20 protein-coding genes are annotated in these 15,767 nt (G+C 35.1%); 8 read left to right on the top strand and 12 right to left on the bottom strand.

What is annotated here, in order from left to right; genetic code table 11:
• Positions 1-30 precede the first annotated feature (30 nt).
• The 6 genes from EGI05_RS08555 to ruvX form a co-directional block, all read right to left on the bottom strand.
• Entirely contained in the window at positions 31-903 is an 873-nt protein-coding gene (locus EGI05_RS08555) for an esterase-like activity of phytase family protein (RefSeq protein WP_123262666.1), read from the bottom strand.
• Between the two features lie 2 nt (positions 904-905).
• A complete protein-coding gene (locus tag EGI05_RS08550; RefSeq protein ID WP_123262665.1) occupies positions 906-1,985 on the bottom strand; it encodes an FUSC family protein in 1,080 nt (359 codons plus the stop codon).
• A 3-nt stretch (positions 1,986-1,988) separates the two neighbouring features.
• Entirely contained in the window at positions 1,989-2,756 is a 768-nt protein-coding gene (mazG, locus tag EGI05_RS08545; RefSeq protein WP_123263360.1) for a nucleoside triphosphate pyrophosphohydrolase, read from the bottom strand.
• Positions 2,757-2,858: 102 nt separating this feature from the next.
• A complete protein-coding gene (locus EGI05_RS08540; RefSeq protein WP_123262664.1) occupies positions 2,859-3,419 on the bottom strand; it encodes a DUF5606 family protein in 561 nt (186 codons plus the stop codon).
• Positions 3,420-3,491: 72 nt separating this feature from the next.
• Positions 3,492-4,064, bottom strand: coding sequence for a peptide deformylase (gene def / locus EGI05_RS08535; protein ID WP_123262663.1), 573 nt, complete (start codon positions 4,062-4,064; stop codon positions 3,492-3,494).
• Positions 4,061-4,477: a Holliday junction resolvase RuvX gene (gene ruvX, locus EGI05_RS08530; RefSeq protein WP_123262662.1), complete on the bottom strand. Its 417-nt coding sequence runs from the start codon at positions 4,475-4,477 to the stop codon at positions 4,061-4,063. Before ruvX ends, def begins: the two co-directional genes overlap by 4 nt.
• A 114-nt stretch (positions 4,478-4,591) precedes the next feature.
• On the opposite strand from ruvX, the gene EGI05_RS08525 reads away from it, so the two are divergent.
• Both EGI05_RS08525 and EGI05_RS08520 read left to right on the top strand, forming a co-directional pair.
• A complete protein-coding gene (locus tag EGI05_RS08525) occupies positions 4,592-5,068 on the top strand; it encodes a SixA phosphatase family protein (protein ID WP_123263359.1) in 477 nt (158 codons plus the stop codon).
• A gap of 11 nt (positions 5,069-5,079) precedes the next feature.
• Positions 5,080-5,355, top strand: a complete 276-nt coding sequence (locus EGI05_RS08520) for a hypothetical protein (RefSeq protein WP_123262661.1) — start codon at positions 5,080-5,082, stop codon at positions 5,353-5,355.
• Positions 5,356-5,417: 62 nt separating this feature from the next.
• Here the strand turns inward: EGI05_RS08520 and EGI05_RS08515 are convergent, their stop codons facing one another.
• Positions 5,418-6,962 carry a serine hydrolase gene (locus EGI05_RS08515; RefSeq protein ID WP_123262660.1) on the bottom strand — a complete coding sequence of 515 codons (1,545 nt, stop codon included), beginning with the start codon at positions 6,960-6,962 and terminating at the stop codon, positions 5,418-5,420.
• A gap of 133 nt (positions 6,963-7,095) precedes the next feature.
• Between EGI05_RS08515 and EGI05_RS08510 the strand changes: the two genes are divergently transcribed.
• The 5 genes from EGI05_RS08510 to EGI05_RS08490 all read left to right on the top strand — a co-directional run bounded on the left by EGI05_RS08510 (position 7,096) and on the right by EGI05_RS08490 (position 9,989).
• Positions 7,096-7,542, top strand: coding sequence for a hypothetical protein (locus EGI05_RS08510; protein WP_123262659.1), 447 nt, complete (start codon positions 7,096-7,098; stop codon positions 7,540-7,542).
• Positions 7,542-8,048 carry a metallophosphoesterase family protein gene (locus EGI05_RS08505; protein ID WP_123262658.1) on the top strand — a complete coding sequence of 169 codons (507 nt, stop codon included), beginning with the start codon at positions 7,542-7,544 and terminating at the stop codon, positions 8,046-8,048. The genes EGI05_RS08510 and EGI05_RS08505 overlap by 1 nt, the downstream gene beginning before the upstream one ends.
• A 61-nt stretch (positions 8,049-8,109) precedes the next feature.
• A complete protein-coding gene (locus tag EGI05_RS08500) occupies positions 8,110-8,604 on the top strand; it encodes a Smr/MutS family protein (RefSeq protein ID WP_123262657.1) in 495 nt (164 codons plus the stop codon).
• Between the two features lie 18 nt (positions 8,605-8,622).
• Positions 8,623-9,339, top strand: a complete 717-nt coding sequence (locus tag EGI05_RS08495) for a DUF3822 family protein (protein ID WP_123262656.1) — start codon at positions 8,623-8,625, stop codon at positions 9,337-9,339.
• Between the two features lie 74 nt (positions 9,340-9,413).
• Complete coding sequence (locus tag EGI05_RS08490; protein ID WP_123262655.1) at positions 9,414-9,989, top strand: RsmD family RNA methyltransferase; 576 nt, start codon at positions 9,414-9,416, stop codon at positions 9,987-9,989.
• On the opposite strand, the gene EGI05_RS08485 is transcribed toward EGI05_RS08490, so the two are convergent.
• Positions 9,990-10,343: a winged helix-turn-helix transcriptional regulator gene (locus EGI05_RS08485; protein ID WP_123262654.1), complete on the bottom strand. Its 354-nt coding sequence runs from the start codon at positions 10,341-10,343 to the stop codon at positions 9,990-9,992.
• Positions 10,344-10,427: 84 nt separating this feature from the next.
• Here EGI05_RS08485 and EGI05_RS08480 point away from each other — a divergent pair, with 84 nt between their 5' ends.
• On the top strand, positions 10,428-11,027 hold the full coding sequence (locus tag EGI05_RS08480; protein WP_123262653.1) for a nitroreductase family protein: 600 nt from the start codon (positions 10,428-10,430) through the stop codon (positions 11,025-11,027).
• A gap of 63 nt (positions 11,028-11,090) precedes the next feature.
• On the opposite strand, the gene murI is transcribed toward EGI05_RS08480, so the two are convergent.
• From murI to EGI05_RS08460, 4 genes are read right to left on the bottom strand one after another with little or no spacing between them, the layout of a single operon-like run.
• The gene (gene murI, locus EGI05_RS08475; protein ID WP_123263358.1) at positions 11,091-11,921 is read right to left on the bottom strand and encodes a glutamate racemase; all 831 of its coding nucleotides are present in this window, start codon (positions 11,919-11,921) and stop codon (positions 11,091-11,093) included.
• A gap of 43 nt (positions 11,922-11,964) precedes the next feature.
• Positions 11,965-13,563 carry a DUF4139 domain-containing protein gene (locus EGI05_RS08470; RefSeq protein ID WP_123262652.1) on the bottom strand — a complete coding sequence of 533 codons (1,599 nt, stop codon included), beginning with the start codon at positions 13,561-13,563 and terminating at the stop codon, positions 11,965-11,967.
• A 40-nt stretch (positions 13,564-13,603) separates the two neighbouring features.
• Positions 13,604-14,728: a radical SAM family heme chaperone HemW gene (gene hemW / locus EGI05_RS08465; protein ID WP_123262651.1), complete on the bottom strand. Its 1,125-nt coding sequence runs from the start codon at positions 14,726-14,728 to the stop codon at positions 13,604-13,606.
• Between the two features lie 51 nt (positions 14,729-14,779).
• Positions 14,780-15,730 carry a PorP/SprF family type IX secretion system membrane protein gene (locus EGI05_RS08460; RefSeq protein WP_123262650.1) on the bottom strand — a complete coding sequence of 317 codons (951 nt, stop codon included), beginning with the start codon at positions 15,728-15,730 and terminating at the stop codon, positions 14,780-14,782.
• Between the last annotated feature and the right edge of the window lie 37 nt (positions 15,731-15,767).

Below are 15,767 nucleotides of genomic sequence, written 5' to 3'. Positions count from 1 at the left end.
TTCATCAGCATAACAGTGTGTATACTTAGGCTAGAAAGAAAACTTATACACGTTTCCTCCTGTCTTTTTATCTGCTTCATCAGCAATCAGCAATGTTTTATCATCAAGGAAAACTAGAGCTTCTTTTTGAGAATTATGTTGTAAAGATATTTTCTGAATCTTTGCTCCATTAAAATCATTTGGAGTAAATCCAGAAAGAACGTGAATATTCTTATGCGTTAGCAATACAATTTTATCTTTTGTACTGTTAATCGCAGCAGATGTGATGGCTGCATCACTATATTTTCCAGACAGCTTCAGCTTTCCGATCAGTTTCGCTTCGAAATCACCCTCTTTATTAGGAACCTGGAAAACCAGGAATGTACCGTCAAAACCTTTGCTTCTGTTCTTTGTGAAAAGATAGAAGTTCCCATCCATTTCTACAAAAGCCTCGCAATCATACAGCCAGTTTGATTTTTTAGGCGGAAATTCAGTCTGCCCTTCATAATGGAATTTTGTGGTTTGGATTGCTTTCGTTGTTTTCTGGGCTGTATCTTTAAGATCAACTTTCACAATAGACAGATCCTGCCTATTATTATCATTATTCCCAAAATCCCCGATATATATATTTCCCTGCGGATCAGCAGTAATATCTTCCCAATCTGTATTATCCGCATTTTCTACTAAGGCTTCAGTAATGAGTTTCCCTTGCTGGTCAATCCCGTAAATGATGTTCTTATTTCCCTGGTCTTCGATCGCCCAAGCTGTTTTTTTATCTGGAGATAAGGCAATTCCTGAAACTTCTTTCAGTTTTGAGGGCAATGAAAAGTCAACTTTAAGGATCTCTTGTTTAGGTTGTTCGTTTTGAGCTTTCGGATTACAGCTCCACAAAAGAAATACGGGTATGATAAGAAATCGAAGCATATCTATTTTTTTAATTTTTTAAACTGAAAATAGGAGTATCTGATATTTTTCTCTAAGTTATTAATTATCTGCTGATGATGCAGGAAAAATCCGGCAGATAATCCTATCAGACTGCCAATAATAGTATCCAGAAGCCTTGCTTCCATTAATAATTTCACGTCATGATGCATTACGTTCCCTGTTTCAACCAAAAGAATGGTTAATGGGGTAATGAAGATCACGGCAAGACCATAATTTCTTACCACCAGCATTTCAATGATGAATTGAAGGATCGTAATAATAAGGATCATCACAATTTTTTCAGGTTTGAATAACAAGATCAGCCATGTCAAGCCAATTCCAATAAAGGTCCCCAGAATCCTGTGCATATTTCTTTGGCGTACATGTTCAAAATTGCGTCCCTGAATAATAGCAATGGCCGCAATAGAAATCCAATAGGTATTTTGAAATTGAAGAAAATGTCCTACCAGCAATGTAAGCATCATGAAAAACCCTATAATGGTACTTTCTATAATTTTGGTATATCTCTTTTTCTTAAACCGTCTTCTGGGTACTGTTATAATAGCCGTTTTTACGACAAACACAGAGTATAAAAATGCCAATGAACAGGATAAAATAGCCCCCATCGCCACCAATCCTACCCTTGTGGGAATCATTTCCAGATCAAATTGAAAAGTGCTTGCCATGGCCGCAACCATAATAAAGAAAAAATTTCCGGGTGGTGGTATTCTGAAATAAGAGGTAATAGAGTGAGCCAAAAATGAAACGATGCCGAAAGATAAAGCCGCCAGATAAATATTAAAACTGAAAAACAGGCTTATTGTAAATGAAAACACAATTCCCAATGCACATACGGCAAGATGTATCATCCTCTGGGCAATGGGTGCGGAAGTAAAGTATAAGATCGTCAAAGCTCCTACGCTGGAAAGGCTGCCATAATTAGGCTTTCCCAAGCACCATCCGATAAAAAGACAGCTCCCTATACACAATGCCGCCAGAAACGGAAAGTGCCATTTCCTTTCTGTTTTCTGAACTTCAATGAGGTATTGAAAACGGTGATGAATGGGATTGCTGATCTTCATATTTTATCCAAGTAACTTAGCTTTTTCCCACAGCACATCCATTTCTTCCAGAGACATATCAGCTAACTTCAGGTCCTGTTCCTGGGCCAGTTTCTCCATTTTTTGAAATCTTGAAATAAATTTCAAATTGGTTCTTTCCAAGGCAGAATCCGGGTTGATTCCAGAAATTCTTGCATAGTTGATCAATGAGAAGAAAACATCTCCTAATTCCTGCTCTTTTTTATCAAGATCGGTTTCCGCATGGAATTCCTTGATTTCCTCATCTACCTTTTTCCAGGCATCTTCCGCGTCATGAAATTCAAATCCTATCCCTTTTACCTTATCTTGAATTCTATACGCTTTTACAAGGCTCGGAAGGCTTTTCGGAACTCCCCCCAAAATAGATTTGTTGCCTTCTTTTAATTTTAATTTTTCCCAATTCTGCTTTACTTCCTCTTCATCCTTAACTTCCGTATCTCCGTAAATATGAGGATGCCTGAAGATCAGTTTCTCATTCAAAGAATTGATGACATCGGCAATATCAAAACTTTCTTTTTCGGAACCTATTTTAGCATAGAAAACCAAATGAAGCAATACATCACCCAGCTCTTTTTTGATCTCCTGTAAATCTTCCTGCAAAATCGCATCTGAAAGCTCATACGTTTCTTCAAGGGTTAAATGGCGAAGTGATTGTAAGGTTTGTTTCTGATCCCACGGACATTTTTCACGCAGGTCATCCATTATGTCTAATAATCTTCCGAAAGCTTCTAGTTTTTCCTGTTTGGTATTCATAGGTAATGGGGAATTCAAAGTCATACAAATTTACGGGTAAAAAATGAAAAACCTTGTCAAGAAAACTCTCAACAAGGCTTTATTTTTAATTCAGGTAATTGATTACCCTTGTTTTCTGTGTGTGCTTTTTGGAGCTGATTTGGCAGCCGAAGTTGCCTTTACTTTTGGTGCAGCAGGCTTTTCTGCTTTTGGAGCTGCTTTTTTAGGAGCTGCTTTTTCTGTTACCTCAGCTTCTTCCTGAGCCGGATCTAATGTTTCAGGCTCTGCCTTTACAAAGCTTTCAGGAGTAATGTACCCTGCTTTTTGAAGGATATTGTACCATTGAGCCAATTTCTTAATATCTGATGCATATACTCTTTCCGTATCATAGTTAGGAAGAGAAGCAGTCATGAATTCTTTTAATTCCGCATCAGCAGATTTGTGAGAAATCGTTTCTTTGTAATCGTGGTTTTTAGCAATATTTTCAAAAACTTCAAACAAAGGAACTTCTTTATCAAAGGTAAACATCGCGATATTATCCAGTAAACTCACCTGGCTGGAGTTTCCGATACTCACTTTTTTCTTTGTTGTAACATCTTCAATAATAAATCCGTTTCTTAATTGAGAAACTAATTTGTAAAGTCCTGGCTTTCCAGAAATTGAAATTATTTTTTCTAACAGCATAATTTTATTTTTAAATTTCAGCAATCAGCTATGCTTTTGCTTGTATTATTATTTTACTTCTTGTTGTTGTACTTACTTTGGAAATCTCATTTTGTAATTGATGCTTACATCACCTTGTGAGATTTTGCTCAGTTTACCTTTCACCAGCTTCTTTTTCAAAGCACTTAAATGATCAGTAAACAAGATGCCTTCAATATGATCATATTCATGTTGAATTACGCGGGCTCTAATATCGGAAAAAGTTTCTGTATGCTTCACAAAATTTTCGTCATAATATTCTATCACGATTGTACTTTTTCTTTTCACATCTTCTCTTACATCAGGAATAGAAAGGCATCCTTCATTGAATTTCCATTCTTCACCGGATTCTTCAAGAATTCTGGCGTTGATGAAAACTTTTTTGAATTCTGCTAATTCATCCTTAATATCCTCATAATCTTCATCTTCTGCCAGAGGAGATACATCTACCACAAACAGTCGAATATCCAGTCCGATCTGAGGAGCAGCCAAACCTATGCCATTGGCACTATACATCGTCTCGAACATATTATCGATAAGTTCCTGCAGTTCGGGATAATCTTTGTCTATATCCTTCGCTACTTTTCTCAAAACAGGGTCTCCAAAGGCTCTTATTGGTAAAATCATCTTGTTCTTTGTTCTAAAAAATTTTGCAATATAATAGTTGCACTTACTTTATCTATTAATCCTTTTTCCTGTCTCTGTTTTTTATTTTTCCCACTTTGGGAGATAAAAAACGAAGCCATTTTGGATGTAAATCTTTCATCAAAGCGGTGAACAGGAATACCTGGAAATTCTTTTTCAAATTGTTCAATGAATTTCAGGATATCAGTTTCCACTTCGGAAATATTTCCTTTCAAATCTGTGGGAAGTCCCACCACTATTGCTTCCACTTTGTTTACACTGAAGTATTTCTTCAGAAACTCTATGATCAATTTGGTATCCACCGTATCCAAACCGCTTGCAATAATCTGCATATCATCTGTTGCAGCGATACCACAACGTGCCTTTCCATAGTCTATTGCAAGGATTTGTCCCATAAGTTTGCAAATTTAATAAATTTTAATGATTTTATTCATAACGTAGTTTTTTTTATAAATCATGTTTTATTCCATTATTTTTTTTATAATTTTAATCTTCCAAAAAACGAAAATATGAAGAAACTCATCCTTGTAAGACATGCAAAGAGTGACTGGCCGGAAGAGACAGATGACTTTGACAGACCTTTGGCAGACAAAGGATTGGAGGAAGCCATGAATATGTCCAGATTTATGAAAAACAACAATATTTCTATAGATTACCTGGTCTCTAGTCCCGCTGTGCGTGCATTAAATACTTGCAAAATTTTCAATCAGGCTTACCAGCTCAATATTGGAACGGATGAGAAACTTTATAATCCTTCTGAAAACAATTTTCATTCCGTCATTTATGATCTGGATGATTCTCACAATTCAGTAGCATTTTTCTCGCATAATAATGGAATTTCCAATTTTGCCAATTCCATCTCAAATGATATTTTCCACTTTCCAACCTGTGGAGTTGCCGGGTTTGAAATAGATTGCAACTCGTGGTCTGAATTTGACGGGGCCAAAAAGAAACTTTTATTCTTTTATGAGCCAGGGAAGATTTAAAACTAACCATTATGAAAAATAAAGCCAATCTGATCATTTTCATCGCAAGCATGATCTGTTTGCTTTATATCCTATTTTTGGTGTATTATTCCACTTCAATGGATGAAATTCAAGCTATTAATATAGTTGCCGAAATGGTAACCATCCCATTGATTTTAATTACTATTGCTTTATTCTTCTATAATTCATGGAAACTGGTGAAACTTCAATCCGGACTTATTTCTCTTATCTCATTAAGTTTATTGCTGAATATAGTGTGTATTACGATCATGTTTATTGCAAAATAAAAAGCTTCAAAATATCTTGAAGCTTTTATATTTTAAATAGGCTAAACCTATTCTATATATGATTATTTTCTTTTCAGATCAAGATCCTCAAAATCAAAACTGAAGTCTGTAACATCAGAAATAGGTTTCATTTTTGCCGACTGGGCTTTTCCGGTTTCATCATAACTGAAAATAATATAGGCATCGGCATCATAACTTCTGTCATCCCATTTTACAATAAAGCTATTATTGGAAAAAGGCAACAATTCTCCCTTTAATCGTGGCGAATTTTTACATGCGATTCTATATACACTTCCTTGTTGTGATATCTCCACATCTCCAAACCAGATATCATTATATGTTCCTGCAAATTGTTCCGCTTTAGGCTGTAAGTTCTTTTCTTTTTTAAATGCATCGGATTTGGCAAAGGCTTCTTTCTTTTGCTTTTCAAATTCTGCATTCATCTTTGATATTCTATCACCATAGGTTTTCAACCAGTTTCTGTCTGCTATTCCTAAATACGAATCTTTCACCGTATTGGTAATGGTATTGAACGCAGCTCCCGACTGTTGATTAGTTAATACAACAATGCCTAATTTCAAATCCGGGATCAACGTAAACTGGGTAACAGTTCCAATTAAACCTCCTGTATGCTGAATTTGCTTATGCCCTTTCACATCACTTAAAAACCAACCTAAACCATACCCGTAAAAACTGGTGTCATACGGATTTTTTGCAGCAACACCGCTTGGGATCTGCAAACTCCAAAGCTGTTGTATTTGTTTATCGGAAACTAATTTCTTACCGTCTTTTGTGGTGAAATTATTCAGCAAACATTCTGCCCAGGTTGTCATATCTTTGATATTACTCATAATTCCTCCTGCTGCATTACCTGTTTCATTCCAATCGTGAGGAACTGCTATTGCCTTCCCGTTTACCGGAGCATGTGCATCAATTTTATTGGTTACGGCTTTCGCTCTGTTATAGCTTCCGAAACTTGAAGTCATTCCTACCGGTTTCATGATTCTCTGCTCGATAAATTCCGCCCAGCTTAATCCGGAAACTCTATGGATCACCTCCCCCGCTACAATGAACATAATGTTATTGTAATCCAGTGTGGTTCTGAAAGGGTTTTCCGGTTTCAAATATCTTACATTGTGAACAATATCATTGACCGTTAAACTTCCTCCTTCCGGAAAGAACATTAAATCTCCCTGTCCAAGACCTAATCCTGCTCTGTGAGTCACTAAATCTTTGATCGTAACATTTTGGGAAACATAAGGATCATACATCTGGAATTCAGGAATATATTTGGAAACTTTATCTTCCCAGTTCAGCTTTCCTTCATCTGCTAAAATAGCCAGAGCGGTACAGGTAAAGCCTTTTGAATTGGATGCAATTCCGACCAATGTATTTTCATCCATAGGTTGTTTTGATGTTAAAGAACGTACTCCAAAGCCTTTGGAATAGATTAATTTACCATCTTTAATGATTCCTACGGACATTCCGGGAACATCAAAGGCTTTTAAGGTGTTTTGAATGAGTTCATCCAGTTTTTTTTCTTCAACCTGTGCATTGAACAGACCAATGGCTAAAAGAAAAAGGAAAAGAGAAAGTTTCTGCTTCATTATTGTAAGGTTTTTGCGAAGATAAGAAATTGCTAAAACTATTATTTCAGTATATTTGGACCAATTTCAAATTTTATAGATTTTCAATGGTTATTTTATCAAATTTAAAGCTATTATAATTCAAATTAAAAAAATGACTAAAAAAATATTAACTCTATTTGTCCTTCTATTCGGACTTCATTCTTATTATTCCCAAGACGTTGTTATTAAGGACGACAAAGTTCTCCTTGATGGAAAACAAATCTTAAAAGCAGAAAAAATCAATGTTGCGCAATATTCATTCTTTAGTATGGCCGATGATGAAGAGATTCTTCTGTATAGGTATATGGATAATGAAACGCAAGGTTACTTTGATGATGATTTTTATGTTTTGAATTTTCTTACCGAAAAAGTAAAAGTGGAATCATCTGATTTTACCAAGATATTCAACGTTATGAATTCCAGAAAAGGAATGGAAAAACTGATCAAATGGTTGCTAAAAGAAAGAGTGATCAATCAGAACGGTGAACTGAATCCTGACAGAGTAGCTATATTTAAAGAAAAATATGACGAAAACATCACCGAAAGAACCTTAAGATAATGACTAAAGTTCTACTTCTTTCCGATTCTCATTCCTATATTGACGACAGGATCTTAGAATATGCCAGACAAGCAGATGAAGTGTGGCATTGCGGGGATTTCGGAAGTATTGATGTTATTGAACAACTTGAAAAAATCAAGCCTTTAAAAGGAGTTTACGGTAATATCGACAATGCAAAGATCCGTTCTGAGTTTCCTGAAGTTAACAGGTTTTTTTGTGAAAATATGGAAGTTCTGATGATCCATATTGGTGGCTACCCCGGAAAATATACTCCTTTAGCCAAGAAAGAAATTACAGAAAAGGCTCCCAAATTATTTATTTCCGGACACTCTCATATCCTGAAAGCCATGTATGATGACAAAAACAAGCTTCTTCATCTGAATCCCGGAGCTTGCGGAAAACAGGGATGGCATAAAATAAGAACGATGATGCGTTTCGTGATTGACGATACGGAAATAAAGGATCTGGAAATTATTGAACTGGGACCGAAAATAGACTCAATTTAATTCAATATAGGAAGTGGAGATTCTTCACTTCGTTCAGAATGAGAAGAATAATATAAAAAACATGAAGATTGGTGACAAAGTTTCTGTAGTGGATGAAGATTTAGGCGGAACAGTAACTTCCGTCAAAGGAAATATTGTGGTTTTTAAAGATGAATTTGGATTTACCTACCAATACCCTAAAGAAAAGCTTGTCCCTAAAAATGCTGATCTCTATGAAAATATAAGAATAGAAAAAAAGCAGGAAGCAAAGAAAATCGTTTCCAAAAAGCATCAGAAAAATCATCTGGTTTTAGATCTGCATTTTCATAACCTGGTTAAAAATCCCAATGATTATGACAGTTTTGAACGACTTTTCATCCAAAAAGAAAAATTACTGGAAGTTCTGGAATTCTGCAGAAGAAATAATCTGAAAAGACTTGAAATCGTTCACGGAATCGGTGATGGCACTCTTCAAAAACTGGTATGGGACACATTGGAAAGCCAAACCGGTCTTGATTTCTACAATAAGGAAATACTTCATCATCAATCAGGTGCAGTAATGGTAGAATTTCACTAAATTTGCACCAATTGAAATATGAACGTACTTAATTTACTTTTTACCAAAGACGGATTAATTTACCAGATCGCTAAAAACAAAAGCATTCTGGAAGAAAAGTCTTATTTCGTTACAGAGGAAACTCCGGAAAATTTTATTGCGGATAAGCTGGATGAAGTTTTAATCAAGCAAAGGTTTGATGAAGTTTCTGTTATTTCGGCTTTCAATCACTTTACACTGATGCCGGAAGGTTTTTCTGAACATGAAAACGGATATGATCTGATTGCCTTCAATGCCCCTGTTGATAAAGAAAATGAAGAGCTGATGCTTTCCGTCAATAAGAAATTCAAGGTTCAGTTTTATTATACTTTTCCTAAAAGTTTCTACAAGAAAATAAAGGAATTGGCTGTTCCCGTAAGATTCAATTTTTCAGGTGAAAAGTTTTTGAATACCATCCACAACAAAAACGGTAAGGAGATTCATATTAACCTGTATCACAATCAATGCGAGTTCTTTGCGATCGATCAGAAAAAAGTGATCTTATACAATAACCTCGATGTGAATTCGGAAGTTGATTTTCTTTATTTTGTGATGTTCACTTTAAGCAAGATCGGTTTTGGAATCAATGAAACTCATTTCTATGCTTATGGAGAAACTACCGAGAACGAAACATTTATCTCCGAATTACAGAAATTCGTAAAGAATCTGAAAATTGTATTTGATAACGTTCCGAAAAAGAACTTCATATTAAATTAGGTTGGAGAACGCAGATCATAGGAATTAGTTTTCTAAACTGCTGCCCATTACCTACCATTTAACCCTTAAACAATATGTACAGAATCATCTCAGGCAAATGGAAAGCCAAAAAGATAGCCGCTCCAAAGAATTTTGATGTAAGACCTACTACGGATTTTGCAAAGGAAGCTTTATTCAGTATCCTGGAGAATACGTATGATATGCAATCAATTTCCGTGCTGGATTTATTCGCGGGGATTGGATCTATTTCCCTGGAGTTTGCTTCGAGGGGATGTCCGGACGTCACTTCTGTTGAGCTGAATCCTAAGCATACAGCTTTCATCAATTCTACAGCTTCTGGTCTGGATATGACCTTACAGATCAATGTTCAGAGAGGGGATGTTTTTGACTGGCTGAAAAAGTTCAGAAACAAAAAGTCTTTTGAAATTGTCTTTGCAGATGCTCCTTTTGAAACGGAAGAGAAGAAATACCATGAAATGATCTCGCTGGTATTGAACAATAAATACCTGAAAGAAAATGGCGTTTTTATCCTGGAACATCAAAGCAGGCTAAAACTACAACATCCGAATCTTACCGATACCCGAAAGTACGGAAACGTAAGTTTCAGTTTCTTTAAACCTAATCAGGAAGAAAATACAGAAATAGAATAATCAGGAAGCTTTTTTCCTGATTTTTTTTGATCTGTCCACCGCTACATTTCCCCAATTGGCAATTTCTTTTAAAACCGGAAGAAGCGTTTTTCCAAAATCCGTTAAGGCATATTCTACCATTAATGGCGGCTTTTCTGTGAAAACTTTTCTATCAATAATATTATCTTCTTCCAATTGCTTCAACTGAAGGCTCAATGTCCTTTCCGTAATCGTGGGAATCAGCTTTCTTAACTCATTATATCTTTTCGCACCATCCACCAGGTGAATCAATATCACGGCTTTCCATTTTCCACCTATGAATCTCATGGTTACACTTGTACAGCATGGATAGGGTTTATCATCAATTATAAACATTGTATACTATCATTTTAGACCGTTATTGCAAAGTTATTAAACATACATTAATTTTGCAACTATAAAAATGATAGTATAAAATTTATGAACTTTTTAGAAAAAATGCAATCGAGATATACTGTTAAAAAGTATAATCCTCACGGAACCATTAGTACAGAACAGGTAGAACAACTTAAAGAAATTTTGAATTTAAGTCCTTCTTCCATCAACAGCCAGCCATGGAATTTTATTTTCGTTAATACTCCGGAAATTAAAGAACAATTGGCAGAAGCTTCTTACTTCAATAAAGAAAAAATTTTAGACAGCAGTCATCTGATTGTTTTCCAGGTCATCAAAAACCTGGCTGATTTCGAAAAACAAATTGAGGAAAATCTCCCTGAAGGAGCCGTTACATACTATAGAAATATGGTAAAGCCAAAAGGAGAGACTGAAATAAAAGCCTGGCTGGGACATCAGGTTTACCTGTCACTAGGAGTCCTGCTTTCCGCATGTGCGGATATGGGAATAGATTCTACTCCAATGGAAGGCATTGAGACAGATAAATATGATGATATTTTGAAGAATGAGAAATACGAGACCTTATTTGCCGTGACAATTGGGGAGAAGTCTGAAAGTGATGCCAATCAGCCGAAACTGAATCCAAAGAAAAGACTGGAACCTAAAAAGGTGATTCTTGAAGTTTAAACGTAATATCTACGCTTAATTCATTCATAAAATAAGAGCGGCTTCTTACGAAGCCGCTCTTATTTATAATACTCTTAATTCCAGATCAATGGTTTTACCAAAGAATTTTTTAGAGATTTTCTCAAAATTCTTGGTAAGATCTGAAAGATAAAAATGATAATTCGGTTTCGGATTATTGTCATTCAAGAGATTATATTTATCTAAGATAATCTTCAAATGGTTCGCTACAATATTCGGCGAGTCTATAACACGGACACGGTTTCCGTAATATTGCTTGATCTCATCGATCAGTAATGGGTAATGGGTACAACCCAGAATTAGTGTTTCAATATTTTTCAGCTTAGTATTGCTTAAATAATTGTAAATAATCGCGTGGGTAATGGGATGGTTCTTGAAACCTTCTTCAATGGCAGGTACCAATAAAGGGGTAGCCAGCTCATCTACTTTAATGAACTTATTATGCTTTCTAATGCTTTTTTTATACAATCCTGAATTCACAGTTGCTTTTGTAGCAATCACACCCACATTATTATGAATTTCATAGGCTACTTTCTCTGCAACCGGATTGATCACATCAATTACCGGAACTCTGCATGAAACGGATTCCAACACTTCATTTAAAGCATTGGCAGTGGCTGTATTACAGGCAATAACAATCGCTTTACAGTTCTGCTCCAACAAGAAATTGGTAATCTTGGTAGAATATTCAATGATGGCTTCTTTTGATTTCTCCCCGTAAGGAAGGTGTTTCGTATCTCCAAAATAAATAAGATCTTCATTCGGAAGAAGTCTTTTTATTTCCTTTGCAACCGTTAAACCTCCAACTCCACTGTCAAAAATCCCGATAGGCTGTTTGGGCGAAAGATGCGAATAATCTTGTTTCTTTGTTTTCAAATGAACTGAAATTTTATACAAAAATAGTGAATAGTATTGTAAATTAATTAAGATTACTAATTGAATAATCTTTCGGGTATCTCACCTTATAACTCACTCTGAATTTCTTTGTTTCTGAAGGAGAGATGTTTACATTCCAGCTTAAATACCCTTTTTCCTGATCAACCTGTGCTTTTTCACTTTGCAATAATTCTATTTTCACAGATTCGTCTTTGCTTAAAGGAAACTGATCTTTAATTTCTATATCTATTGCATCTTTTTTATTATTTCGGACAATAATATCGTAAGTAAATGTTTTTTCCTGATAGGATGAGAATAGTTTCACATTGCCTTTATCATAAATGACTTCTTTGCTGATGCTGACTTTTTTATCATCTCCTAAAGTAATATTCAATTCATCTGCAGTCTGATTCGGATTAATATTGGTTTCTCCAATATACATGTTTTCAAAAATAATATTTGCCGGTGCTGAGATCAGATTATATTTATTAAAGTCATTTATCTTTGCTATAAGGAATGCATCCCTGCTGTATTTCGGAGCTGTAAAATACTTATAAGTTGCAGGAACTTTCTCTTGTTTAAGATTAATAAAGTGATCCTGTCCATTCGATAAAACATCATAAGGAACATCTACATCAAAGCTAATATTAAATTGGTTTTCTACATATCTGAATCCAGCCGCAGTAACTACTACTTCTTCAATTCGTTGTTCTTTAGCAACAGTATCATGTCTACCATTATATCCTCTTGCTATAACAACCTTATCTTCTTCCTTGTAAGAATCTAAAAACCATGGCTTAACAACTGGAGCTGTATTATTGCGGGTGGATCTTCCGTTGATTAAAGATAATTTCACTCCTTTCCAATCCAAGCCAGTATCTTGTGTCACCTTAGCTTTAAAAATCATATCCAAAGGTTCCGAAAGCTTACTTCCTCTTATCTCATAGAAAGGTTGCCAGGAGGCATTTTCAGCCATATAGCTGATATCTGCTTTTAGATTTACAGCTGTATTGCTCATTACTTTCAGAACCAAAACCCCGTCAGAGGAAGCTTCTTCCATTTCGGAGTTTATTTTCAGGCTGCTCTTTAAGCGATTAAGTTTTTTTTGCAGTTCGCTGTTCTTTTTGTTGATGGCTGATATAATATTGCTTATCTCTATTCTCTTATTTTTGTAATATTCCGTTAATTGTGTAAGTTGAGCTACATTCGAAGTACTGCTACCAACCAGAACAGTTTGGTTTTTGTCTAAAAGCTCAAGTGTTTTCGTATTTGCCTCTAATTCTATATTGGATTTTGCTATGATATCTTCTACAAGAGTTATACTATCCGTCACTTTTTTGATCCGAGGGTTTGTTTTATCCGTATCATATTCAGAAATATAGTTATCTGTATATTGAACTGATAGTATGGTCACATTCTTATTATTTACATTAACCTGTATAGAATTTTCTTGGATTTCGTCGGAAATATTAGTTATTACCACTTCCGATGATCCGGCAGGCAGGGAAAAAACAGCTAAGTTTTGTAGTTCAGCAGAATTTCTATAAACATTTACCGTATTTACTTTGGCCTTAGCAAAAATTGGCTTTTGAGCATAGTGTAGAATCCCTACAAAAAGAAACAACAATAATTTTATTTTCATAGTTAGTTTTTATTTTAAAATTCAAATATACATTAATAGCTTATACAATGAATAAATCCGAAGCAATTCCATCTGCCATAAACCAATGTTTTTCGGGAATTTTCAGATGATCATTTTCCACCATCAGAATTCCTTCTTCTATTTTAGACTGAGTCTCTTTTTGGAAATGTTCAAGTATTTTTTCGGAAAACTTGCTTTTTAATTGACTCAAATCTACTCCCCAAATGGTTCTCAGGCCGATCATCATCATTTCATTGAACTGATCTTCCTGTGAAAGGACTTCTGTTTCTTTAGCCAAAAGATTGGAGCTTATTTTTTTAATATACTGTGAGTTGTTGGCCACATTCCAGCTTCTGATCTCATTGCCGTCATAGGAATGTGCAGAAGGACCAATTCCCAAATATTCCTTATACTTCCAATAAGCGGAATTATGCTTCGAATAAAAGCCCGGTTTGGCAAAATTGGAAATTTCATAATGCTCAAAGCCATTATCTTTTAAGAAATCCGATAAATAATAAAACTCCTTATTCTGTTCTTCTTCTCTTGGATTGGAAACTTTTCCTTTCTGGATCCAATCATTTAAAGCCGTTTTAGGTTCAACTGTTAAAGCGTAGGAAGAAATATGTGGGACCTGCAAGGCAATTGTTTTATTCAGGTTTTCTTTCCAGGTTTCAAAACCGGAACTCGGGGAACCATAGATCAGGTCAATACTTAGATTTTCAAATCCAAAATCCTGTGCTCTTTTTATGGATCCTTCTGCTTCTGAAGCATTATGGGCACGATTCATCAGCTTTAAATCCTCATCAAAAAAACTCTGGGTTCCTATGGATAAACGATTGACCGGCGAGTTTGAAAGGGCCTTTAAAAATTGATTATTCAAATCATCCGGATTGGCTTCCAAGGTAATTTCTATATCTTTTGTAAAGTCAAAATATTGTAAGACCTCATCAATTAACGCTTTGATTTCATCCCCTGAAAGGATAGAAGGAGTTCCCCCTCCAAAATACAAGGACTGTAATGTTTTATTCTGCAATTCATCCTTTCTTAGAAAGATTTCTTTTTTGATCGCAGCTAACATTTCATCTTTAAATTGTAAAGACGTTGAAAAGTGAAAATTACAGTAGCTGCATTTCTGTTTACAGAATGGGATGTGAATATAAATCATAAAAAAAGCTCTGAAAAAATTCAGAGCTCAAATTTATTTAAATTAAATGGATTAATATCTAAATCCTCTGTGGTTAATGAAGTTATCAAACTCATAACCTAATCCGATCATGAAGCTGTCTCCTCCATATTGCTGAATATCAGAAAGTCCAATATTGTAAGTAGCACCAATCATGAATTTGTTGAATTTCACTTTTACTACTGGTGCAATCTGAAGCTGTTGGTTATCAAATCTGTTCTGAACAGATCTGTAGCTTAATCCTGCAGAGAATGAATTGATCTCATTAGAGAAGGTAGCCATTAAGTTGTAATCTACCATTCTTGTTGAGTTTGTATTTAAGTTGATTAACAATGAAGGCGTTAAAGCAATATTATCTGCCAAATGCCAGTTATATCCTAAATTTAAGAAAAACTTGATTGGAGATGGTTCGTAGTTGTTAACAATAGACTCATCGTTACTTAACGCAATATCATTAACAGAAACTCCTCCGAAAATATTTCTATATGTTGCTGCTAAACCGAAGTTCGCATATACCATAAAAATATTACTTTCATTTCCTTGTAATAAAGGATCGTATCCGTCTTCAGTATTAATTTTTGAATAATCAAAATTCATATTGTAAAAATTAACACTTGTACCGAAAGAGAACTGATCTTTTCTATCTCCTTCACTACTTAACGGAATGAAATAAGAAGCACCAGCTGTAATCCCTCCCGCAGAAATAGGCCCGTTGCTGTCTCTGAATACAGAAAGACCAGCACCTACTCTATCGAAAATGTTCGCATTGATCCCTATGGACTGAACATTCGGAGACTCACTGAACTTTGAAAATTGTTGTTGATAGTTGGCGTTGAGCTGTACGTAATCTGTTTTTCCGTATTGAGCTGGGTTGAACAGGAACTCACCATCCAAAAGATATTGCTGATAGTATGGTAGTGATTCTTGTGCTTTGTATGCATTCGACAAAAGAGCTAAACATACGATAGCATATAGTTTTCTCATAACAAATCTTGATTTCAATTCAACAAATATAAAAAAA

It is taken from the genome of Chryseobacterium daecheongense, assembly GCF_003729955.1.
GTDB classification, from domain to species: domain Bacteria; phylum Bacteroidota; class Bacteroidia; order Flavobacteriales; family Weeksellaceae; genus Chryseobacterium; species Chryseobacterium daecheongense.
This window is presented reverse-complemented; position numbering and strand designations above follow the sequence as displayed.